General features: G+C 73.5%; 15 protein-coding genes, 1 tRNA gene and 2 pseudogenes. 11 read left to right on the plus strand and 7 right to left on the minus strand.

Features of this window, described 5'->3' with window-relative positions; translation table 11 throughout:
- Positions 1 to 21: 21 nt before the first annotated feature.
- Complete coding sequence (locus AC5P1B_RS03505; RefSeq protein ID WP_493884675.1) at positions 22 to 501, minus strand: hypothetical protein; 480 nt, start codon at positions 499 to 501, stop codon at positions 22 to 24.
- A gap of 246 nt (positions 502 to 747) precedes the next feature.
- On the opposite strand from AC5P1B_RS03505, the gene AC5P1B_RS03510 reads away from it, so the two are divergent.
- Entirely contained in the window at positions 748 to 2310 is a 1563-nt protein-coding gene (locus AC5P1B_RS03510; RefSeq protein WP_493884676.1) for an NsdA family TPR-like regulatory protein, read from the plus strand.
- A gap of 51 nt (positions 2311 to 2361) precedes the next feature.
- Here AC5P1B_RS03510 and AC5P1B_RS03515 read toward each other — a convergent pair whose 3' ends face one another.
- Positions 2362 to 2979: a histidine phosphatase family protein gene (locus AC5P1B_RS03515; protein WP_493884677.1), complete on the minus strand. Its 618-nt coding sequence runs from the start codon at positions 2977 to 2979 to the stop codon at positions 2362 to 2364.
- Between the two features lie 273 nt (positions 2980 to 3252).
- On the opposite strand from AC5P1B_RS03515, the gene AC5P1B_RS03520 reads away from it, so the two are divergent.
- The 7 genes and pseudogenes from AC5P1B_RS03520 to AC5P1B_RS03550 all read left to right on the plus strand — a co-directional run bounded on the left by AC5P1B_RS03520 (position 3253) and on the right by AC5P1B_RS03550 (position 11949).
- Positions 3253 to 4416, plus strand: a complete 1164-nt coding sequence (locus tag AC5P1B_RS03520; protein WP_493884678.1) for a phosphatase PAP2 family protein — start codon at positions 3253 to 3255, stop codon at positions 4414 to 4416.
- Positions 4331 to 5737: a hypothetical protein gene (locus AC5P1B_RS03525; RefSeq protein ID WP_493884679.1), complete on the plus strand. Its 1407-nt coding sequence runs from the start codon at positions 4331 to 4333 to the stop codon at positions 5735 to 5737. The genes AC5P1B_RS03520 and AC5P1B_RS03525 overlap by 86 nt, the downstream gene beginning before the upstream one ends.
- Positions 5728 to 7383: pseudogene (locus AC5P1B_RS03530) on the plus strand (hypothetical protein); the annotation flags it as partial. The gene AC5P1B_RS03525 and the pseudogene AC5P1B_RS03530, both read left to right, overlap by 10 nt.
- Before the next feature lie 359 nt (positions 7384 to 7742).
- On the plus strand, positions 7743 to 9119 hold the full coding sequence (locus tag AC5P1B_RS03535) for an AAA family ATPase (protein WP_493884845.1): 1377 nt from the start codon (positions 7743 to 7745) through the stop codon (positions 9117 to 9119).
- Positions 9120 to 9310: 191 nt separating this feature from the next.
- On the plus strand, positions 9311 to 9676 hold the full coding sequence (locus AC5P1B_RS03540) for a DUF8844 domain-containing protein (protein ID WP_493884680.1): 366 nt from the start codon (positions 9311 to 9313) through the stop codon (positions 9674 to 9676).
- A 944-nt stretch (positions 9677 to 10620) separates the two neighbouring features.
- Positions 10621 to 10986 (plus strand): annotated as a pseudogene (locus tag AC5P1B_RS03545) (hypothetical protein); the annotation flags it as partial.
- Between the two features lie 889 nt (positions 10987 to 11875).
- Positions 11876 to 11949: transfer RNA gene (locus AC5P1B_RS03550), tRNA-Lys, on the plus strand.
- A gap of 91 nt (positions 11950 to 12040) precedes the next feature.
- On the opposite strand, the gene AC5P1B_RS03555 is transcribed toward AC5P1B_RS03550, so the two are convergent.
- The gene (locus AC5P1B_RS03555; protein WP_493884681.1) at positions 12041 to 13234 is read right to left on the minus strand and encodes a M6 family metalloprotease domain-containing protein; all 1194 of its coding nucleotides are present in this window, start codon (positions 13232 to 13234) and stop codon (positions 12041 to 12043) included.
- Between the two features lie 442 nt (positions 13235 to 13676).
- Between AC5P1B_RS03555 and AC5P1B_RS03560 the strand changes: the two genes are divergently transcribed.
- Positions 13677 to 15782: a putative bifunctional diguanylate cyclase/phosphodiesterase gene (locus AC5P1B_RS03560; RefSeq protein WP_493884682.1), complete on the plus strand. Its 2106-nt coding sequence runs from the start codon at positions 13677 to 13679 to the stop codon at positions 15780 to 15782.
- A gap of 505 nt (positions 15783 to 16287) precedes the next feature.
- Here AC5P1B_RS03560 and AC5P1B_RS03565 read toward each other — a convergent pair.
- The 3 genes from AC5P1B_RS03565 to AC5P1B_RS03575 all read right to left on the minus strand — a co-directional run bounded on the left by AC5P1B_RS03565 (position 16288) and on the right by AC5P1B_RS03575 (position 19387).
- The gene (locus AC5P1B_RS03565) at positions 16288 to 17376 is read right to left on the minus strand and encodes an LLM class flavin-dependent oxidoreductase (RefSeq protein WP_493884683.1); all 1089 of its coding nucleotides are present in this window, start codon (positions 17374 to 17376) and stop codon (positions 16288 to 16290) included.
- Positions 17377 to 17616: 240 nt separating this feature from the next.
- A complete protein-coding gene (locus AC5P1B_RS03570) occupies positions 17617 to 18333 on the minus strand; it encodes a maleate cis-trans isomerase family protein (RefSeq protein ID WP_493884684.1) in 717 nt (238 codons plus the stop codon).
- A 163-nt stretch (positions 18334 to 18496) separates the two neighbouring features.
- On the minus strand, positions 18497 to 19387 hold the full coding sequence (locus tag AC5P1B_RS03575; protein ID WP_493884685.1) for a maleate cis-trans isomerase family protein: 891 nt from the start codon (positions 19385 to 19387) through the stop codon (positions 18497 to 18499).
- Between the two features lie 213 nt (positions 19388 to 19600).
- Between AC5P1B_RS03575 and AC5P1B_RS03580 the strand changes: the two genes are divergently transcribed.
- Positions 19601 to 20548 carry a D-2-hydroxyacid dehydrogenase gene (locus tag AC5P1B_RS03580; protein ID WP_493884686.1) on the plus strand — a complete coding sequence of 316 codons (948 nt, stop codon included), beginning with the start codon at positions 19601 to 19603 and terminating at the stop codon, positions 20546 to 20548.
- A gap of 123 nt (positions 20549 to 20671) precedes the next feature.
- Complete coding sequence (locus tag AC5P1B_RS03585; RefSeq protein WP_493884687.1) at positions 20672 to 22072, plus strand: amidase; 1401 nt, start codon at positions 20672 to 20674, stop codon at positions 22070 to 22072.
- A 245-nt stretch (positions 22073 to 22317) separates the two neighbouring features.
- On the opposite strand, the gene AC5P1B_RS03590 is transcribed toward AC5P1B_RS03585, so the two are convergent.
- Positions 22318 to 22860, minus strand: a complete 543-nt coding sequence (locus AC5P1B_RS03590) for a DUF3830 family protein (protein WP_493884688.1) — start codon at positions 22858 to 22860, stop codon at positions 22318 to 22320.
- Positions 22861 to 22929 lie beyond the last annotated feature (69 nt).

Genomic DNA, 22929 nt, shown 5'->3' on the forward strand with positions numbered 1-22929 from the left:
CCCGGGGCGCGCGGTACGGCGTCAGCGGCAGCGGTCGAGCGCCTCGATGACGCGGGCGGCCTCGCCGAGCGCGGCGCGCAGCATCACGGGGTCGGTGGCGGTCGTGTAGGCGGCGGTGGGCGGCACCAGCCAGCCCGAACCGGCGAGGGGCGGCGGTTCGACGGGGACGCCGCGCTCCGCGCGCGCCCCCCGCCCGTGCACCTCCGTACAGGCGCTGCCGGGCACGTCCCAGCCGTCCGCCGTCCCGGCGGGCACGACGAAACCGAGGGTGTCACAGGCACCGTCATGGAGGACCGGGCCGACGCCGCCCGTCTCGCGCAGCCGCAGGATGTCCACCGCCTCGAACCCCTGCCGGGCGGGGACGGTGACGAGGTCGCAGGGTGGCGCTCCACACACATCGTCCGGCGATCGGCTACGGTCGCCGTCCAGCCGGTGGAGAAGCTGCGCGGGCACTCGCGATCCGCTGGTGTCTGCCCCGGTCGCTGTTGCGGCCTCCGGCATGGTGGCCCCTTCCTCCGCGCGTCGTTGCGTCGTTCACCCGGCTCAACGCGACGCCGCGTCAACAGCTACGGCGACGGGCCGCTGCAAATGATGGCACTTCATGGCAGATCGTGGGCGAGATATCCGGTTTGTTGCTAAACCCTGGGTGCTTGGACCGTTACAGCCGGTACGGTCGTGCCGCCGACACGGCAGCAGTTCCGCCCCGTGGCAGCGTCCGGGGCGCGGATCGCCAGGAGGGGCACGGCCATGGCGTCGACGCCGGGATCTTTGTCGCCGCAGTCGAACACGGCTTTCCGGAGGTTGCGCGGGCAGCTCTCCCCCGGTGAGTTCGCGGCGATCGTGCGACGCGCGGCCCGCGAGATCGGTGAACACGTCTCGTGCGACGCCCGGTATATCGGACGCGTCGAGTCCGGGGCGATCCGCTGCCCCAACTACGCCTACGAGCGGGTGTTCCGGCACATGTTCCCCGGCCGTACGCTCACCGACCTGGGATTCGCGGACCGCGAGACGGTACGCGGACACGGGACGCGCGGGGGCGCGGGCGTACCCCGGCAGGCCGCTCCCCCGGATCTCCCCGGCTCCCCCGGCTCCCCGGCAGGTCCGCTCCGCCAGCCGCCGCCTCCCCAGGTCCCGCTCGCGGAAGCCCCTCTCCGCGCGGGCACCGGCCCGAACGACAGATCCACCCGTAGCGACGAGGAGAGCGATGTGCTGCGGCGCGCGTTCATGACCATCGGCTCAGCCACGATCGCCGCCGCCTCCCTGGAACTCAGCTCGGCGTGGGCGTCCCCGGGCCCCGGCGGCGCGGACGGCACCGGCGGTACGGCGGCCGGGGGGCGCGCGGCGCGAGTGCCCCGCCCGCCCCGGTCGGCGCCGTCCCCGCTGCCGTACGTCCCCCGGCCGCGCGGCCGGGTCGGCGCCGCGGAGGCCGAGGCGCTGGAGGAGGCGGTACGCCACATCCGGCTGCTCGACGACCGGCACGGCGCGGACGACATCTACCGTGACGCCATGCAGCCGCTCAGCGCGGCGTACCAGTTGCTCGACGCGGGCGTCCGCCGCCAGTCGGTCACCGACCGGCTGTGCGCCGGCGCCGGGGAACTCACCATCTCCGTGGGATGGCTGGCACACGACTCCGGGCAGGTGTGCGAGGCCCGCTCGCACTACGCGGAGGCGCTGGCCACCGCGCGGGTCTCCAACGACCTGGCGCTTGAGGCGCACGCCTTCTGCAACGCGGCGTTCCTCGCGCGCGACGCGGGCAGGCCACGCGAGGCCGTGCAGTCCGCGCAGGCCGCGCAGCGAGCGGCGCGGCGGCTGGCTTCCCCCCGGCTGATGTCGCTGCTGGCGCTGCGCGAGGCGGGCGGCAGGGCCGGGCTCGCGGACCGGACGGGCTGCGAGAAGGCGCTGCTCAGGGCGCAGGCGCTGTTCAGCAGGGGGCCTTCGGACGACGATCCGGAGTGGATGACGTTCTACGGCGCCGCCGAGCTGGCGGGGCTGGAGGCGCAGTGCTGGTCGGCGCTGCGCGAGTGGGATCGCGCGGCCGAGCACGCGCGTCACGCGGTCGCCCTGCAAGACCCGCACTTCACGCGGAACATCGCCTTGTTCACCGCCGAGCTCGCGGGCGACCTGGTCGGCGGCGGCGCCCCCGACGAGGCGGCCGCGGCGGGCGAACAGGTGCTTGACCTGCTGGAAGAGGTCCACTCTTCACGTATCAGAGGCATGGTCGACAACGTGGCACGCGCATTACGCCCGTATCGGCGCAGCGCGGTCGTCGCCCGCTTCCTCACCCGCTACGGGGCCGCCCGCCGCGCGTGAAGCGGGCCTTACGGGAACGCGCGTAGCCGCCTGCCGGGGACCGGCACTCGGTCAGCCGAGGTGGCCCGTGTCGTTCCAGCGCTCGATGGCGGGCTCGCCGTACGCCCAGCCGAGGGTGGACAGGGAGGTCGGGTCGAGCCGGACGCGCGCGGCGAAGGACAGCTCGAAGCCCAGCCAGCGCGCGGCGAGCGAGCGCAGGATGTGGCCGTGCGCGAAGACCAGCACGTCGCGGTCGGCGGACCGGGCCCATTCCACGACCGTATCGGCCCGCGCCGCGACCTCATCCAGCGTCTCGCCGACGCTCACGGCCCCGGCGGCGCCCGTGGGCACGCCGTCGCGCCAGATCAGCCAGTCGGGCCGCCGCGCCTTGATCTCGGCGGGCGTGAGCCCTTCGTAGGCGCCGTAGTCCCACTCCTGCAGCGCGTCCCACTCCGTCGCCCGGTCGCCGAAGCCCGCGAGCTCGCAGGTCTCCTTGGCACGCACCAGCGGACTGGTGCGGACCTCCGTGTCCGGCAGTCCGTCCCAGGGCGCGCGGTGCAGCCGCTCGCCGAGCAGTTTGGCACCGCGCCGCCCCTCGTCCAGGAGCGGGACGTCCGTGCGGCCCGTGTGCTGACCGGCCAGCGACCACTCCGTCTGTCCGTGGCGGGCCAGCAGGATGCGGGGGGCCATGGGGGAGAGCCTTTCGCTCGTTCTGGGGAGGTTCGGGGGCAGATCCGGTGGACCGGACGCCCCTCGTCCATCATCGCTTACAGGTTCGGGACGCAACCCGTCGGGCGGTCTCGACGTCTTCCCTCCTGCGCACACGCCTGAGGGGGATGACAACACCAGGTGAACACGGGCTTTCGCTCGGCTCTCCGGGGGTGGTGCGCGGACCACTCCGCGGAGACCGTACGGTTGACTGCGCGCCTGTTGGCCGCCTGATCACATTGGGAGAGCGTCCGGATGCCCCACACCGCGCCCCGTACCGGGACACCACAGCGCAATCAGCCCCGCTGGTGGGCGGAGTTGCCGCTGATCGCTTTGGTGTACGTCGCGTACTCGGCTGGCCGACTGCTCGCACGCGGTTCCGTGGACAGCGCGGTCGACCACGGCCTGGGAATCCTCCGGTTCGAGCAGGCGCTGCACATCGACTTCGAGACGCCGCTGAACGATCTCTTCACCAGACACGCCTCGCTCGGCATACCGGCCGACTTCGCGTACGCGTCACTGCACTACGTCGTCACGCCCGCCATCCTGGTCTGGCTGTGGAAGCGCCGCCCGGCCAGCTACCGCGTGCTGCGCACCTGGCTGATGCTCTCCACCCTGATGGGTCTCATCGGCTTCATCACACTGCCGACCTGCCCGCCCCGGCTCCTCGCCAGCGGCCACGGGTTCGTGGACACCATGGCGCAGTACGGCTCGTACGGCTGGTGGGGCGGCGAGGCGAGCGCGCCGCGCGGGCTCGGCGGGCTGACCAACCAGTACGCGGCGATGCCCAGCCTCCACGTGGGGTGGTCGCTGTGGTGCGGCATGGCGCTGTGGCGGTACGGCCGGTCGGCGTGGACGAAGGCAGCCGGAATCGCCTATCCGCTGCTCACCACGATCGTGGTGATGGGCACCGCCAACCACTACTTCATCGACGCGGTGGCCGGTGCGGCCGTGATGGGCATCGGTCTCCTGCTGGCCCGTCCCGCGCTGCGGGTGGCCGACCGGGCACGGGACCGCTTCCTCTCGCGGCCTGCCCGGTCCGGTTCGGCGGCCCAGGACGAGGCGACCGCCACCACGGCCGGGGCGACGGCCGGGACGGCGGTCGGCGCGGCAGTCGGTACGACGGCGGCTGGGGAGAAGGCGAAGCAGGCGGCGGCACCGACGGGCGGCACGCCCGGGCCCGTGCACGTGTCCGCTCCCGACGCGACAGCGAGCGCGGACGCCACCCCGGACGCCACGCGCGACATCGCGGTGGCCGCCTCGACCAGCACTTTGCCCGCCGCGGCCGAGGCGACCGCGCCGATTGTCAGTGACGGGTGCGAGACTTCGCCAGGTGAACGCATCCCCCAACAGCCGACCCGGGGGTCCGACCGGGACGCCACCGCGCCAGCGGACGGCGCTCCGGCAGCGGCTCGCTGAGCTGCGGGGCCCGCAGGTCGCGCCACGTCCACTGGACGCCCGCGCGCTGGCGGCGCTCGCGGCCAATCCGGGCTGCCGTCGCCGCGCCCTGCTGGACGGCGTGGGAGTGGACAAGACCGCGCTCGCGCGTGCGCTCGGCGCCCCCGCGCCGTTCGGCCAGTCGCAGTTCGCCCACCAGCGGGGCAACATCTTCGAGGCGCGCGTCAAGGCGGACCGCGGCGAGCAGCTGGTCCAGCTGCTGCGGGAGCGGCTCAGCGACCCAGGGCCGGGCCCTGAGCCGGGCGGCATCGACAGGCCAGAGCTGACGGCCGACGGCCCCGAGGGCCGGGCGGCGCGCACCCGGCTCGCCCTCACGGAGGCCACCGCCGCCGGACGGTGGGCGCTCCTCGACCACCCGATGGTGAGCGTCGACGTGGCCGGGTCGCCCGCCTATCTGGAGCCCGACGCCGTGGTGGTGCACCCGGACGGCAGCTGGACGACCGTGGAGATCAAGTCCTTCCCGATGCTCGACGGGTCAGCCGACCCGGCGAAGGTGGGAGCGGCGGCGCGGCAGGCCGCTGTCTACGTGCTGGCCCTCAGCGACCTGGCGGACGCGGCGGCGCCGCCCGCACGGCCCGTACGGGCGGCGCCGCCCGGTGAAGGGCTCCCGGCCCCCGACGGGCCCGGGAGCGGCGGGCTCAGCGGCCCGGTGGACGGCAGGGTCGGCGCGGCCGGGCTCGTCCGCCAGCGCGCGCTGCTGGTCTGCCCGAAGGACTTCTCCAACCTGCCGACCGCCGAGCTGATCGACGTACGCAAACAGCTGTCCGTCACCCGTCGGCAGCTGGCCAGGCTGACCCAGATCGAGGAGATCGCCGCCGCGCTCCCCCAGGGCGCCACGTTCGATCTGCGGCTGGCGGACGACGGCAAGACCGTGACCCGGCCCGCCGAAGAGCTGGCCGCCGTCGTCGAGGCCGTCGAGGCGGCCTATGCCCCGGAGTGCCTGGCCGCCTGCGAGATGGCCTTCCACTGCCGGGAGCGGGCCCGCGCCGCGGGCGCTGTCGAGACCCTGGGCCGGGGCATACGGGGCGAACTGGGCGGCCTGGCCACGGTCGAGTCCGTCCTCACGGCCGCGCTCGGCTCCACGGAGGAGCCGACCGCCCCCGACGACGCCGCGGTCCTCGCCCTGCGGCGCGCGGCGGCGCTGCGCGCCGAGGCACTGGCCGCCGCACACGGCGGTACGGGCACGGGCACGGGCGCAGGCGTGGGCGTGGGCGGGGATTGCGGGCAGCCGTCGGCGGGCGGCGATCGGGCGGGCCGGCTCGGGGAGGTCTCATGTCGCTGATGACGACGCTCGCGCGGATGGAGGCCGTGCGCGGCGGGCAGGCGACACCCAGCGCGACGGTGCGGCACCGGCAGCTCACCGCGCGGCCGATGGCGTTCGTGCCGCTGACGACCGCCGGTGAGGCGGGCGCGCCGCTCGGGGCGCTCGTCGGCACCGACCGGGACGCGCCACGGCTGCTGGTCGTGCCGCAGCCGCGCGACCGCGACCTGCGGTTCGGCTTCCTCGCCGAGCTGGCCGAGGCGCTGCTGCCGCATTTCGACGCCTACGCGGACGACGTCGAGCTTGAGGAGCGCAAGGAGACGGACCCGGAGACCGGAAAGAAGGTCCCGGTCCAGGTCGAGCTGTGCGCGGACGCCCCGCAGTTGCTGGTCCCCAGCAGTCCCGGCATCGACTTCGTACGGCTGCTCGGCAGGTCCATGCGGTTCCGCAGGGCCGCCGAGCAGGAGCCGGAGGCCGCGGCCACGCCCGGCGCGCCCGCGAGCGCCGTGCTGTCCGGCCTGGACGCGGACTCCCCCGGAGCCGGAGGCGGCGACGGCAGCCTGGCGGACACGGATGGTGCGCCGCAGGCGACGCGGCTCTCGCCCGCCCGCGTCCCGCTGCTCGGCCGCTGGCTGACGCACTACGGCGAACGGGCCCGCGTTCCCGGGTCCTCGCTGCTGCTCGCGCTGACCGATCTGCTGGGGCGGCACTGGGCGACGGGCCAGAGCAGGCTGGAGGACCAGCACCTGGGGGCGCTCCTCGCGTGGATCGATCCCCCGCAAGGTCTGTCCGGCGCCGCGGCGGCCCTGCGCGCCGAGGCGGGCCGCGACGCCGCCGGGCAGTTGCTGTGCCCGCCCGCCGGGCCCGCTACGGACCCGGCGTTCGACAACCGGCTCCTCGCCCCGGCCATGGCGCGGTACGACGCGGCGCGCGGCAGGGGCAGGCCCCGGGAGATCGCGGCGGCCGAGCAGGAGGTGCGCGACCTGGTCGCCTCGCAGCTGCGCCCCACCTGGGACGCCCTGTGGCACGCCGTCGACCTGCTGCGGCAGCTTCCGGAAGGTGGCCACGTCGCCGATCGCTGGAAGCGGGACCGCTGGTCGTACACCGGCCACAGGGACCGGGTCCGCGCTGGTGAGCCGCCGCAGCCGAAGTGGGACGACGCGGTGACGGCGGCGCGGAAGCTCGCGGCGCGCGAGACGGCGCAGGCCCAGCTGGACGCGCAGGAGGCCCTGGACGACCCGCTGGTGATGGCGGGCCGTCGGCTCGCGGGCGAGGCGTTCGCCGGGGAGATCACCGAGGTGGTCATGGCGTACTCGGAGGCGAAGGTGCCGCGCCCGCGCCCGCTCGTCACGGTGCGCACGGCCGACCGCCCGCTGCTCGACGAGAACGCGAAGGTTTACCGCGCGCTGCCCGACGGCCGGACGCAGACGGCCGAGTTCGTGACATACGAGACGACCGCGCCGCACGGGGCCGATGCCTCACAGGGCCCGGGTCCCGCCCTTGTGCTGCGGATCACGGGCGGCATGGGCAGGGGCAAGGTCCCGGAGCCCGGTTCGGTTCCCGAGCCCGGTGACCATGTCTGCTGGACGTTGTTCGAGCACGCGCCGCGCGGCGGCCCGGAACTGCCCGATCCGGAGAACACGCCGTGGACGCATGGCGGCCCGCCGCTCTCCCTGATGTCCAGCACCGTCGCCAGTGCGGAGGCCGGGAGCGCCGGTGACCGCGCGGACATCGCAGGCGCCGGTGACCGCGCCGGTGCCGGTGGGCCTTCCGGCGCCCCGAGTGGCCTCAGGCTCGTCGGCTCCGGCTCCTCTGGAGCACCGGGCGCCGCGTCCGCCCCCGGCGCGACACGCGCGGCTCCCGGCGCCGCCGAATCCACCGCCCCCGCCGGTCCCCGTGTGGGCACCCGTGTGGGCGGCACCCGCTTCGGGGACGGCTCAGACGGCGATCCCGCCTTCAGCCCCGACCCCGTGACCGACGAGGACTTCCTGTGAGTGACGTGGGCGACGCGAGCGACGTGAGCGGCATGGGAGCCACCAGCGACGCCATCCGCGCGCGGCAGCCGTCCGCCGGGCGCACCATCGATCCCGGGGCCGCCGCGTCGGCGGCCACCGCCGCCATCCTGCGGGACACGCTGCACGGCACGCAGCGAGGCGTGGTCGTCGACTCGCCGCCCGGTGCGGGCAAGTCCACGCTCGTGGTGCGGGCCGCGCGCGAGCTGGCCGCGGCCGGACGGCCGCTGATGGTCGTCGCGCAGACCAACTCCCAGGTGGACGACCTGGTCGTCCGGCTGGCCAGCGCCGACCCCGAGCTGCCGATCGGCCGACTGCACAGCAGCGACGCCACCGCGTACGACCCGGTCCTCGACGCGTATCCCTCGGTGCGCAAGTCCGCCAAGGCCGCCGACCTCGGCGGGCTCGACGTCGTCATCTCGACGGCGGCGAAGTGGGCGCACACGAAGAACGTGGAGCCCTGGGAGCACGCCATCGTGGACGAGGCGTACCAGATGCGTTCGGACGCGTTGCTGGCCGTGGCGGGCCTCTTCGAGCGGGCCCTGTTCGTCGGCGACCCCGGCCAGCTCGACCCGTTCAGCGTCGTGAGCGCCGACCAGTGGTCTGGGTTGTCGTACGACCCCTCGGCCAGCGCCGTCGCGACGCTGCTCGCGCACAATCCGCAGCTGCCACAGCACCGGCTGCCGGTGTCGTGGCGGTTGCCCGCCTCCGCCGCCCCACTCGTCTCGGACGCCTTCTACCCGTTCACCCCGTTCCGCAGCGGCACGGACCACGGCGACCGGCGGCTGTCGTTCGGGGTGCCGTCCGACGGGTCGGGGGCGGACCGGGTGCTGGACGAGGCGGCGGCCTCGGGCTGGGGGCTGCTTGAGCTGCCCGCACGGCACACGCCGCGTACGGACCCGGAGGCGGTGCACGCGGTGGCGCTCGTGGTGCGCCGACTGCTGGACCGTGGCGGCGCGGCCACGAGCGAGCGGTCCCCCGACCCGGTGCCGCTGACGGCTGACCGGATCGCCGTCGGCACGGCCCACCGCGACCAGGCCGCCGCCGTGCGCGCCGCGCTCGCCGGTCTGGGCGTGTCGGGGGTCGCCGTGGACACGGCGAACCGCCTCCAAGGCCGTGAGTTCGACGTGACCGTGATGCTCCACCCGTTGTCGGGGCGGCCTGACGCGACGGCCTTCCACCTGGAGACGGGTCGGCTGTGCGTGCTGGCGTCCCGGCACCGGCACGCGTGCGTCGTGGTGTGCCGGGCGGGGGTGGCCGAGCTGCTGGACGAACATCCGTCGACGGAGCCGGTGCGGCTCGGCGTGACGGTGAAGTTCCCCGACGGCTGGGAGGCGATGATGGCCACCTGGGACCTCTGGTCCAGCCACCGCGTTCCCTGGCGCCCATGAGCCCGCCGACGACGCCTGCGAGTCGGCCCCCGCCGCCGGGCGGCCGGGTCTGGGCGGCGGGGCGGCCCGGGGCTGGGCAGGCGGCGGCGTGGCCTGGCAGGCGTGGCGGACCGCCGTGTCGGCCGCTCCGGACAGCGCTCTTGCGCGCAGCGGGACAATAGAACGCGGTACTCGATCCTGGAGGTACGTACATGTCCGAGCCGCAGTCGGCTGGCGACCCGCGCAGTGGCAGCGCGCGGCGTCTGAAACCCGCGCCCTTGCTCTTCGAGCCGTCCGAAGCCGTCGCGGACCCCGAGCATTTCTTCGACCTGGAATCGATAGAGGACCCGCGAGAGCTGCTGGCGCGCTCGACTGAGCTGACGCTCGCCTTCCGGTCGGCGGCGGAACGGGCGACGGAGTACCAGGCGATGGCAGCAGCCCAGCTGGCTGACCCCAAGCGCTTCGACCGGCTGTCCATGGCCATGATCGCGGAGCGTGCGGAATGGACCGAGGACTACGCGAAGAAGATGGTCGAGTTCGGCCGTGAGCTGCTAGGGGACGGCGCCGTGGCGGACTGACCGGGCTGGTGGCCACGCCGGTGGCACGGGCCCGGCCGCATGCCCCGGTCCGGCCGGACCGGGGCAGACGCGTGTCCGCATGGCGGAGGAGCCCGGTTGTGGCGGGCAAGATACTCCGCGCCGCCCCACCCCGTCATGGTTTCCGGGATATGCCCGAAACGGAGCCTGATAGCCCACTAGGCATATGCCTCATGAGCAGCACGAGCGCGAGGCCGAGCGGCGACAGGCACGAGATGCGGGACGGAAGGCTCACTGGCGAAGCAGGGGCCACGAGCACCACAAGAGCCACAGCCGGGACGGAGAACACGCGCCGTAGCGGCTTTTCCCAGGCGCCCGGTGCCGGTAGCCCCGGTGCCGGGACTTCCCCGGCCGAGTCGCCGGTCGCCGGACGCCCCAGAGCCAGGACGTCCAGGTCCACGGCCTCCGGAGCGAAGACCTCCGGCTCCGACCGCACCCCGGGGCTCCGCGTCCCCAGCCCCCGCTCGCAAGGGGCACACTCCAGCGAGCCCGGCGACCAGGCCCCCCGCGCGCGACCCCCGCGTTCCTCGGACGAGGGCCGTCCACAAGAGCGGGACCGCCCGCAAGACTGGCACCATCCGCAAGAGCGCGACCACCCGCAAGGCCACGGCCGGTCTCAGGAACAGAGCCGCCGCCAGGGCCAGGGCCGGTCCCAGGAGCTGGGCGCCCCCGAGGACAAGAGCCGCCTCCCGGAGCGAGGCCGCCCGCTGGTCGGCCCGCTGGTCGCCCCCCTGGTCGCGCGGTCCCGGCGGGACGGCGATCCGCCCGGTGAGGAGCGGCATGACCGACCGGAGGCCGACTCCGCGCGGGGCACTCGCACCGGGCCCTTACGCGGCCGCGAGCGCTCGCGGTCACCGCGCCGCGCCCCGGTCGTCAGCCGCCCGCGCGGGCCTCAGGAAGCGCGGAGCGCGGACCGGACCGGACCGCGCCACGCGGCGGCCCACGTCACGCGGGAGGGGGCGGACTGGCTCGCCTCCGCCAGCGCCTTTCCACGCAGCGTGCACGCGCTCTGGTCGGCCCGCCCCACCGCCCCGAGCGTGCTGCCGTGCGGCACCGCCTTCGACGTGGTGAGCGCGCCCGCCCTGTTCGGGCGCCGGATGGTCGACCAGCTGTGGTCCGTGGGCCCGGGATCAGGCCCCGTCGCCATGCAGCGCGGACGCGTCCTGATGTTCACCCGGCCGGGCGTCGCGCAGCGGCTGCCTTCCTTGCTCAGCTGGGAGGAGTGGAGCGCCGGAGTGCCGCCACTGCTGTGCCATGGCCTCGGCGACGCGGTGACCATCCCGCCCCTGTACGACCCGGAGCCCCTGGCCCCGGCGGCGTACGCGGAAGCCCTGTTCGCCGACAGCCCTCTCACTGACCCCTTCCTGGCCGACACCGGCCCAGCGGACCTGGTGGGCCCGCCCGCCCGTACCTACGCGGCGTACCCGGCGGACGCGCCTCCGGGACCGCCGGTGCCCGCCGCCGACCTGGCGACGGGGACAGGGACCGCCAGGGCAGGCACGGCCGTCCCGGGTGCGGCCTCGCCGGTCCCCTTCGCCGCCGACGGAGCCCTCAGGGACACGACCCTGTCGGGCACGTTCCTGGACGCGCCGATGGGCCCAGCGGAAGCCGCCGCGTACGGGCGGGACGGCGCGTACGAGCAGACCTCAGGGCACGACCTCGCCGGCAGGTACGCGCGGAGAGGCGAGGACACACGCGGCGACAGCTCCGGACAGGCCACCCCCTCCGGACAGGAACACCACCCCCGGCAGAACGTCGGACAGAACGACAGCCACAGTCATGAACAGAGCCACGAACAGCACCACGCACACGACCGCGAACCTGGGCACGTCCAGGGCCACAGTCACCACCACGAGCGCCTACGCGGTCAGCCCGCTCCCCATGACCGGACCGACGGACACGAGCAGGCAGGCGCGTACGGTCAGGCCGCCGCGCGCGAAGCCGCCGTACGGGGCGGCGCCGCGCCCGCGACCGTCTCCCGCTGGCTTGTCGCTCCCGAGGTCAGGCATCCCTGGCTGCCCGGGCCCGACGTGCTGCTGTGGGCCTGTGTGCGGGCCGCCCGTACGTCCTGATCATCTTGGCCCCGTACGCCCGTGACCAGCACGAGCACCGTCACACGTCCCCGACGGCTATCGATTTTCGCTCCTCCGGATCAGGGTGCTAAGGTCTCTACGTCAGCGCGCGCCGCTAGCTCAGTTGGTTAGAGCAGCTGACTCTTAATCAGCGGGTCCGGGGTTCGAGTCCCTGGCGGCGCACGTAAGAAAGGCCCCCTCACTTCGGTGCGGGGGCCTTTCGCTGTGCGCGCTGCCCGCTGGGACGGTTCACCCCCGGGCGCGCGGGGAGCTCTCACGCGCCCGGGGTGCCGGCGACCTTCACCGTCCAGGTGGCGCCCTCGCCCTCGGTGTCGCCGCCGGCCATGGTCATGTCCTCGACACTGATCCGTACGCCGTCCTCGTCGGAGACGTAGCTCTCACCGACATCGAGCGGCGCGTCAGCGAGCGGCGGGTAGACCGACGCGCTCTCGCACGCCCCGGTGTCGGGGTGGCCGTCGATGACCTTGACCGGTCCGTCGCCGGAGGCGGTCTCGCTGTGGACGCGGTAGATCAGCACGCCCTCGGTGCAGGACCCCGCGTCGTTGCCGTACGCGCCGCGCGCCTCGATGGCGAGCGCGCTGGCGGGGCCGGTGCGGACCACGACGAGCCGGGTGCGGCCGCCGATGCCGGAGATGCCGGGCGCGCCGAGGGGGTCGAGGGTGTGCAGGCTGGTGCCGGCCCGGTGGACGCAGGTGACCTCCCGGGTCGGGAGCCAGCCGAGCTTCCACTTGTGCCAGCCGAACGGGTCGGGTGCCATGCCGAACTGGCTGCCCATCAGGTCCCAGTCGCCGACGTGGGTGTCCCAGTCGCCCTGGCTGTCACCGGGGCGGTGGTAGAGGTCGGGGAGGTCGAAGACGTGCCCCGTCTCGTGGGCGAGGACGTTGTGATCGGGTGGGTGCCGCTCGAAGACGGTGACGAGGCGGCGCAGCCGGGTGTCGTCGACGGCCAGCGGGTGGTCGAGGTTGACGACCTTGGTGGCGTCGGCGTCCACGCCTGGGGCGTCGGGGTCGGCGACGAGGTAGACGAGGTCGTAGCGGTCGAAGTCGACGGCCGGGTCGGCGGTCGCGAGGGCGTCCCGCAGGTAGGCGCCGCGCCGGTCGCTGTCCCAATCGCGCTGGATGGCGTACGAGCGCGACGTGCCCGGCATGGCCAGCCACCGCTTGACGGGGTGCACGCGCAGCTTGAACTGCCCGTACGAGGCGCGCTCGAAGAACTGGGAGGTGGCGGGGAAGTGGTCGGCGGCCAGCTCGGTGGGGCTGAGCCCGGGGACGGAGTCCGGGAAGGACAGGAAGACCATCACCGCGTCGAGGCTGCGGGCCGGGCGCGGGTAGTGGTCGTTCCAGCTGTCGAGGCCCTCGGAGTGGTGGGCGTCGGTGCGCTCCAGGGCGCAGGGGCCGCCGGCGCCCGCGGCGTTGGCCGGGCCCGCGACGACGGTGGTCGCGATCACGGCGCTGAGCGAGGTCACAACGGCTGCCGCACGGCGCAGGGGGTTCGCGCTGGCGGGTACACGGGACGGCGCCACATCGACCTCCCCGGAGAGATTGGGGGCATCTCAACCACCCTGGGGGAGTTTGATCGGGAGCGTCCTGTTCCACTCGGCCAGTCGAGTGACAAGGCGGCCAGGCGGGTATGTAACAGAAAGTCACAGCCGGTCAATAGGAAGCCAAGATCGTGCACGGTCCGCCAAAAACAATCAATCTCTTGATCACGTTCGAAGGTAACGTCGTTGATCACGGCGGCGTCGCTGGAACGGCCGAAGTACAAACCTCTATGATCGCCACATTTCCAGCGCGGATTCCCCTCTCGGGTCGCCGCCCCCCGGCTGCCCAACGCCCGGTTACGGACTGACCCAGACCCTGTACGAGACGAGCGCCTTGCGGGAGCGAGCGGTGAGCGGATCTCTCGACGGCCAGAGCGGCGCGACCAGCGCGACCCTGCCGACGATGACGGAACGTAACGCGCCACTGAATGAGTACCGCGCCGCCTTTCATGCCGCGCATGTCGCGATGGCCATCGTCGACCACGAGGGGCTGGTGTTCGCCGCCAACTCCGCGCTCGGCGTGCTGCTGGGCGCCGACCCGGAGCGGCTGCGCGGCGCTGTCGCCGCCGACCTGGCCGATCTGCGCGAGGACCCGCGGCTGTGGAACGCGTACCGCGAGGTGCTGCGCGGCCGCCACGACCGGCTGCGCTGTACCCGGCGGCTGCGCGACAGCGAGGGCCGCGTCCTGTGGGCCGAGGTCACGGTCGAACCGCTCGGGAACGGCCGCTTCGGCAGCGACCGCCCCGACGGCCATCCCGGCGGTCGCGCGGAGCGGCATACGGAACGGCATACGGAACGACGCACGGACTGCCGTGCGGACTGTCATGCGGAGGGTCGCGCCGAGGCTCATGGGCAGGGCGGCGCGGAAGCCTGCGGCCTGCTGCTGACCATCGTGGACGTCAGCGAGCAGCACGACCTCCAGGCCCGGCTGCGGCACCTCCAGATGCACGATCCGGTGACCCGGCTGCCCAACCGCAGCCTGTTCTTCGAGCGGCTGGCCGGCGCCCTGGAGGCCGCCACCGTGGTGGCCGGGCGCGGGCAGCAGCCGTACGGGCCGGGCGGACCCGGCGCGCCGTTCGGGCCGGGCGCCCAGCGCCGATCGGCCGACGGGCCCACCGGGCTGACCGGCGGGAGGCCAGGGGCGTCGGACGGGCGGCCGAACCCCGCCGAGGGTCACCGGAGCCCCGCGGAGGGGCACCGGAACGCGGCGGACGGGCAGCGCGGCGGCGCGGCCTCGCCGAGCGGGCGGGTCGGGCTCTGCTATCTCGACCTGGACGGGTTCAAGGCGATCAACGACACCCTCGGCCACCGGGTCGGCGACGAGCTCCTCGACGCGGTCGGCCAGCGGCTGACCGAGTGCGCCGCGCCCGGCGGCCACCTCGTGGCCCGGCTCGGCGGTGACGAGTTCGCCCTGCTCGTAGCGGACTCCTCAGGCACCGAGGAACTGACGGAGCTGGCCCGGGGCTTACTGGCCGCCTTGCAGCGGCCGTTCGACGTCGCGGGGCACCGGCTGACGGTCTCGGCCAGCATCGGGGTCGTCGAGCGGCTGGCGGCGGGGACCCACACCACCGCGCTGATGCAAGCCGCCGACACCACGCTGTACTGGGCCAAGGCGGACGGCAAGGCCCGCTGGACCCTCTTCGACCCGGAGCGCAACGCCCACCGGATGACCCGTCAGGCCCTGTCCAGCACGCTCCGGCAGGCCGTGGAGCGCGGCGAGTTCGTACTCGACTACCAGCCCCTGGTCGGCCTCACGGACGGCGTGGTGCGGGGGGCTGAGGCGCTGGTCCGGTGGCAGCACCCGCAGTTCGGACTGCTCGCGCCGAACCGGTTCATCGGACTCGCCGAGGAGAACGGCGCGATCGTGCCGCTCGGCCGCTGGGTGCTGACCACCGCCTGCCGCCAGGCCCGGAGCTGGCAACTGGCCTACCCGGAGCAGCCGGTGCGCGTCAGCGTCAACGTGGCCGTACGGCAGGTCTGGGATTCCGACCTGGTCGCTGACGTCGCGGCGACGCTCGCTGAGACCGGTCTGCCGCCACGGCTGCTGCAACTGGAGCTCACCGAATCGGCCGTCATGGGCTCGGCGGGCCGCCCTTTGCAGGCATTGCAGCAGCTCAGCGACATGGGCGTGGCCATCGCCATCGACGACTTCGGCACCGGGTACTCCAACCTCGCCTACTTGAGCAGGCTGCCGGTCTCCGCGCTCAAGCTCGACGGGTCCTTCGTCCGGGGGTTCCGGACGGAGGAGCACCCCAATCCCGCCGACGAGACCATCGTGGAGGCGCTGGTGCAGCTCGCGCACCGGCTGGGGCTCACGGTGACCGCCGAGTGCGTGGAGAGCGCCGAGCAGGCGGAGCGCCTGGGACGGATCGGCTGCGACACCGGGCAGGGCTGGTTCTTCTCCCGCCCGGCACCTCCCGAACGGATCTCCGATCTGCTGCGCGAGGGCGGCTGAGCCGGGGACGGCGGGGCTGTGGACGGCTGAGCCAGGGATGACGGGGCCGGGGACAGCGGGGCCGGGGCGGCCCGGCTTCGCGGGACGCGCGCGTGAGCGCGCGTCCTTGCCACGGGGCGCGCACCGCGCGGCCGGGACCACGGGGCGCGGGCGGTGGCTCAGCGCTGCGCTCCGGGGCGCGGGCCGGTCGCTGCCGCCCGCGCCCCGGCGCGGACCGCCCCGGCGCGCGGGTTCCAGGCGCAGCTAGGCCGGGTCCGGCGAATCATGCTGGGGAAGCCCCTGTCCGTGCGTCGCGGACCGCGGGTGCGTCGTGGCTGGTCGCGCAGTTCCCCGCGCCCCTGACGGTGCACATCCCTTGCACTGTGCACGCATGATCCACCGGACATCCCCTGGAAGGCCGATGAAGATCTCACTCCGGCCGCCCGACCCGCCCCGAATTGCCGATAGACGCCAATCGACTCAAAGTGGAGCAATCCGGGCGCGACTTCAAGATCTTCGGGTACTTCTAGCCGGCCGTCTTCGGCAGCTCGTAGGCGTCCGCGATCAGCTCGTACGAGCGGAGCTTGGCGGCGCTGCCATGCGCATTGGCCGTGATCACCAGCTCGTCCGCTCCGGTGCGCTTGACGAGAGCGTTCAGTCCGTCGCGTACCGCGTCGGGCGTGCCGTGGACGACGTTGGGCAGCCAGCTGCTGACGAACTCCGCCTCCGCCGGGCTGAAGTCGTACCCCTCAGCCTCCTCGGGTGTCGGCACGAGCCCCGGCCGCCCCAGCCGCAGCCGGACCATGGCGAGGGCCCCGGTCATCACCTGGCGCCGGGCCTCGCGCTCGTCATCGGCGGCGAAGGCGGAGACCCCGATCGACGCGTACGGGCGGTCGAGCACCTCCGAAGGGCGGAACGAGGAGCGGTACAGGTCGAGCGCCGGGACGGTGTTGGCAGCCGAGAAGTGGTGGGCGAACGAGAACGGCAGGCCGAGGGCACCGGCCAACTGGGCGCTGAAGCCGCTGGAGCCCAGCAGCCAAACGGAAGGGCGGTCGGCAGCCTGCACCCCGCCGGGGACCTTGCCCTGGATGGGCCCGGGGATGGCGTGGATGCGCGCGTAGCGGTGGCCGTCGGGAAAGCCCGCGTCGAGGAAGCGGGTCAGCTCGGCGAGCTGCTGCGGGAATTCGTCCGCGCCCTCCGCCAGCCGGTCACTCCTGCGCAGGGCGGCGGCGGTCGCCCCGTCCGTGCCGGGTGCGCGGCCGAGGCCGAGGTCCACCCGTCCGGGGGCCATGGCCTCCAGGGTGCCGAACTGTTCCGCGATGACCAGTGGCGCGTGGTTGGGCAGCATCACGCCGCCGGAGCCGAGCCGGATGCGCTCGGTGTGCGCGGTGAGGTGGGCGAGGATGACCGCCGGGGAGGAGCTGGCGACGCCCGGCATGGAGTGGTGCTCGGCCACCCAGTAGCGGTGGAAGCCGCGCCGCTCGGCGAGCTGGACCAGCTCGACGGAGGTGCGCAGGGCGTGGCTCGCCGTGCGTCCGCTGCCGACGGTCGCCAGGTCCAGTACGGACAGCGGTACCGGGGCGTTTCCGCTCGCCGTGCCTCGAATCGTGTCCACCGTCGTCGTGCCTCCTGAAGTCGCTTACGTGCCGCAGAAGACAACCGGAGCAACACTCCGCTTATTCCTGGCCGGGGCGGACGCCGTAGAGAAAGGCCGGCTCCGACGGCCCCCGGCCTGGACCTGGCCCGGGGCTCTGGGCTCTGGCAGAGCGCACCGGACACCCCGCGCGCCTCTCCCACGCCCCCTCGCCTCTCTCCCCCCTCGCCCCTCACTCCTTATATACGCACCCCGCTCCCGCTACTTCCCCGCGAAGAGTGTGCCGAGGGCCGGGTGGACGACCGAGCGGTCCAGCAGGCGCAGCCCTTCCCAGACCGTGACCTGGTTCGCGGTGAGGACCGGCTTGCCGAGCGCCGCCTCCAGCGCGGGCAGCCAGGCCACCGTGTGCAGCGCGGTGTCGGGGAGCAGCACGGCCTGCGCGTCGGGGTGGTCCCCGGCTCTGGCCAGGCTCAGCACCTCTTCCTCTCCCCAGGTGCCGACCTCCGCCGCGGTGATGATGCCGCTGCCGCGCGTCGAGACGACCTCGGCGCCCGCGGCCTTGAGGAAGGCCGTGAAGTGGGTGGCGACGTCCTCCGGGTAGGTCGCCGCTACGGCGACGCGCTCGACTCCCAGGGCCCGTACCGCGCGGGCGAAGGCGAAGGAGGTGCTGGAGGCCGGCACGCCCGCCGTGGCCGCCAGTTCCCGCACCTGCTCCGCCGCGCCGTCCCAGCCGAAGACGAAGCTGGCGCTGGTGCAGGCCCACACGACGGCCTCGGCGCCACGCTCCTTGACCTCCTCGACCCGGGCGGCGAGCCGGGCAGCCGAGCCCATCTCCAGCAGGGCGTCCACGCGATGCGCGTCCTCACCGATGTCGGTATGGACCAGCGGCAGCCGGATATCGCCACCCAGCAGGGCCTCAAGGCGCGGGTAGTCGTCTTCGGCTGAGTAGCCGGGGTAAAGGAATCCGACCGTCGTCACGCACTGTCTCCTCTTCGCTGTTCTCCCTCGCCGTTCACGCGGGAGCGGGCTCTGTGGGCGTGCACTCGGTGCGTGCCCTACGTCGGAGCGCGTCACGCACTCCGTTCGCGCGCCCCAACGCGCCCCGTGACCGGGGCGCGGAACTGTCGGGACTGTCGGGGTTTCAGGTGCCGTAGGGCGGCTGCCCGCCGAAATCGTCCGGGAACACCGGCGGGTCGAGCCCGTCCACCGCCTCGGGTTCGGGTCCGCCCGGCTGCCCGGCGAACGCCTCCTCCGGCTCCGGTGGCGGCTGGGCGGCCATCGCCGCCGGGCCTCTCCGGGCCGCGAGGTCGATCAGTGCCTGGTACGGGCCGACCGCGTCGGCGCCGATCGCCCGGAGGGCCGCCCACATCGTCACCTGGTTCGCGGACAGCACGGGCATCCGCAGCTCCGCCTCAAGCTGCGGGATCACGTCGTAGGTGGGGAGGTTGGTGCAGCTGATGAACAGCGCGTCGACCGATCCGACGACGGCCTGCCGCGCCATATCGACGACGTCCCGGTAGGGCACTCGCCAGATTTCCCTGGTCAGCCCCAGATAGGCGCGTCCGGTGACGGTGATACCCGCCTCCGCCAGATACTCCTCAAGCGCGTCAGTGACGGACTTCGTATAGGGCGTGACCAGCGCGATGCGCCGCGCGCCGATCTCTTCGAGCGCTTCGAGCACCGCTCCCGAGGTGGTGAGCGCGGGAACGTCACCCGCCTGCGCCATCGCCGCGCACATCGCTCGTTCCCCTGGCACCCCGCCGACGAAGCTGCCGGACGCGCAGGCGTACGCGACGACCTCAGGGGAGACCGCGCACAACGCCTGAACGGCCGAATCCAGCGTCTCGTGCTCGCTGACGATCCGTGCCAGATCGAGGCTGACTTCGACGGGGACGAACGGGGTCCGCGTGAGATGCAGGGAGACCTCGTCGGGCACCCAGCGCCATAGTTCTCGGTCCAGCGCGAAATCGAAGGGAGCTACGACGCCCACACCGCGCTGATGCTGTGGGCCACCCAAAAAAGAGACGTCCATTACGAGCCCCAATACGAAACGGAGGGCTGGGCCATTGGCCAGAGGAAAGGAGAGCCGGCTAATGCCGGGGACGTCGGGATAGAGCCGTTGTTGACGACGGTAGTTTCTGCTGCCTAGCGTGGTCAATCAGGTCGGCAATTCTCATATCTCCGGCGACTTGCGGCTCGTCACGCACATCCAAGCGGATCAACGTTTCAGATCGGTTTCCCGCCTATGTCTGAAAGCACCGTCGTCGTCCTCGGCGATTCTCCCCCCGTGCGGCTCGACCGGCTCGCAGGCCGGGCCCGCGTCCTCGTCAGCGATGCGGAGTCGCTGCCCGAACTGCTGCCCGCCGCCGATGTGCTGCTGGTGTGGGACTTTCTCTCCGACGCTGTACGGGACGCCTGGCCAGGCACGGGACCCCGGCCGCGGTGGGTGCACACGGCGAGCGCCGGGGTCGACCGGCTGCTCTCGCCCGAGATCGTCGCCGCCGACGTCATCCTGACCAACGCACGCGGTGTCTTCGATCAGCCGATCGCCGAGTACGTCGCCGGTCTCGTCACCGCGTTCGCCAAGGACCTGGCGGGCACCTGGGAGCTGCAACGGCAACGCCGCTGGCAGCACCGGGAGACCCGGCGGCTGGCCGGCACCCGGGCGGTGGTCGTCGGGGCGGGGCCCATCGGCCGGGCGATCGAGGGCACGCTGTCGGCGCTCGGCGTGCACGTGGAGCTCGTCGGCCGGACCGCGCGCCCCGGAGTGCGTGGATCACATGAGCTGAACGCCCTGCTGGGTACGGCCGACTGGGTGGTCTGCGCTGCCCCGCTGACCCCGGCGACACGGGCGATGTTCGGCCGGGACGCCTTCCGGCTGATGCCGCCCACCGCCTACTTCGTCAACGTGGGACGCGGCCCGCTGGTGGTCGAGGAGGAGCTGCGGGCGGCGCTCGCCGAGCGACGGCTCGCCGGGGCGGCGCTGGATGTCTTCGAGCAGGAGCCGCTGCCCGGCGACAGCCCGCTGTGGGACACCCCCGGGCTGCTGATCTCACCGCACATGAGCGGCGACACCCTCGGCTGGCGCGACGATCTGGCCGAGCAGTTCCAGGACAACTTCGACCGCTGGCTGGCGGGCGAACCGCTGTTCAACGTGGTCGACAAGCGGCTCGGCTACGTCCCGGCGGACTGAGCGGGCCGCGAACCACCCCACCCACGGACCACCCGGGTGACCCCCGGCCCGGCGCGCGCGGGGCCGGACGGCGAGCCCGGGGCCGTACCGGCATCACTCGCGCCAACTCGCCCGGAGGGCTGGATGACCGATCTCTGCGACCTGACAGCTGTTCAACTCATGACGGCCTACGCGGCGGGCACCGCCTCCCCCGTGGAGGCGACCCGGGCCGCACTCGACCGGATCGAACGCGTCCAGCCCGAGATCAACGCCTTCACCCGGGTGGACGCCGAGACGGCGCTCCGGCAGGCGGAGGCGTCCGCGGAACGCTGGGCGCGGGGCGAGCCCGGTGGACTGCTCGACGGGGTCCCGGTGACGGTGAAGGACCTGCTGCCCCTGCGCGGCGGCCCGACGCTGCGCGGCTCGCTGACGGTCGAAGCGGACGGCAGGGCCTGGCCGGAGGACGCGCCCGCGGTGGCCAGGATGCGCGAACACGGCGCGGTCTTCCTCGGCAAGACGACGACCCCGGAGTTCGGCTGGAAGGGCGTGACGGACAGCCCCCGGCACGGCGTGACCGGCAATCCGTACGACCCGGGGCGCACCGCGGGCGGGTCGAGCGGCGGCAGCGCGGCGGCGGTGGCGCTCGGCGCCGGGCCGCTCAGCCTGGGCACGGACGGCGGCGGCTCGGTGCGCATCCCGGCGTCGTTCTGCGGGATCTTCGCGATGAAGCCGACGTACGGGCGGGTGCCGATCTTCCCGGCGAGCCCGTTCGGGACGCTGGCCCATGTCGGGCCGATGACGCGGGACGCGGCGGACGCGGCGCTGCTGATGGACGTGATCACCGGCCCTGACTGGCGGGACTGGTCGCAGCTCGCGCCGCCCGCCGAGAGCTTCCGGGAGGCGGCCACCGGCGGACTCGACGGGCTGCGGGTCGCCTACAGCCCCACCCTGGACGGGGCCGGGGTCGATCCCGAGGTGGCGGCGGCGGTGCGCCACGCGGTGGACCTGCTGGTCGAGCTCGGCTGCTCGGTGGAGGAGATCGACCCGGGGTTCAGCGACCCGGTGCGGGCGTTCCACGCGCTGTGGTTCAGCGGGGCGGCGCGCGTCGTACAGCCGCTCGGCGAGAAGCAGCGGGAGCTGCTCGACCCGGGGCTGCGGGAGATCTGCGCCGAGGGTGCCGGTTACAGCGCCCTGGACTACCTCGCCGCTGTGGACGTGCGGATGGCGCTCGGGCAGGCCATGGGCCGTTTCCATACCGTTTATGACCTGCTGGTCACTCCGACGCTGCCGATCACCGCCTTCGAGGCGGGGGTGGAGGTGCCGAAGGATTCGGGCCACCGCCGGTGGACGGGCTGGACGCCGTTCACGTACCCGTTCAACCTCACGCAGCAGCCCGCCGCTTCGATGCCCTGCGGGCTGTCGTCGCAGGGCTTGCCGATCGGGGTGCAGCTGGTGGCCGCACGCCACGCGGACGGGCTGGTGCTGCGGGTCGCGCACGCGCTGTACGAGGCGGGTCTCGCTGACGGGGTACGGGTGCCCTCGTAGGCCGTGTCCCGCGTGGGCCCTGTCCGGCGGATCGTGCGGAGGGGAGCGGGGGTCCGTGTCCGTGCGTCGCGGAGTACGGGTGCGTTGTGGCTGGGCGCGCAGTTACCCGCGCCCCTGGCGGGGCACATCCGTTCACCGCGCCAGGGCGACTGGCGTCTTTGTGTCCCGGCCATCGATCGCCGGACGGGCTCTCCGTCGAACCCGCCCGGAGGATCAAGCCCGGGCCTGGAGGCTGCCGGCGGGCGTCAAGCCCGGCGGAAGTTGAGGGTCTCGCCGATGGCTCCGGCGCGCCACAGGTCCTGGCAGGCGTCGGCCATCCGGTCGAGGCCGTCGACGACGGCGCCCCACACGATGCCTGGCACCCATCCGGCGTCTCCGTTGATCAGGAGGTTGTTGCGTTCGTAGAACAGCGCGAGGTCGATGACCTGGTGCTGCTCGGGGCGTTTGAGTGTCTCCCGGGGCGCGGCGGCCGCCGGTGACAGCGCGGCGTCGGCCGCCTCGTAACCGTAGGAGGCGGTGCCCAGCTGTGTCCCGGTGAAGGTGAAATAACACAGGTCGCCGGGGATGGGGGTGATCGTCGGGTTCTCCAGTGGCGGCTCCTGCGGGGCGAAGGGCGGCAGCAGGGTGTAGATCTCGTTGCGCGCGTACTTCGCGTGGTAGACGTCGTTGCCCAGGGGCAGCGCGTTCCACACGGCGTCGCAGGTGATGGGGGCGCGGTCGTCGAGCAGCTTCGCCGTGCAGCTCACTCCGCGCTTGTCGAGCGAGACTTCAATGAATCGGTCGGTCACCGACTGCTCCTCTCGTCGTTCCTCGTCAATCCTGCCGCAAGCGGAACGCAACGGTCTCAGCATCGCCTA

This window comes from Streptomyces sp. A01 (assembly GCF_059026195.1).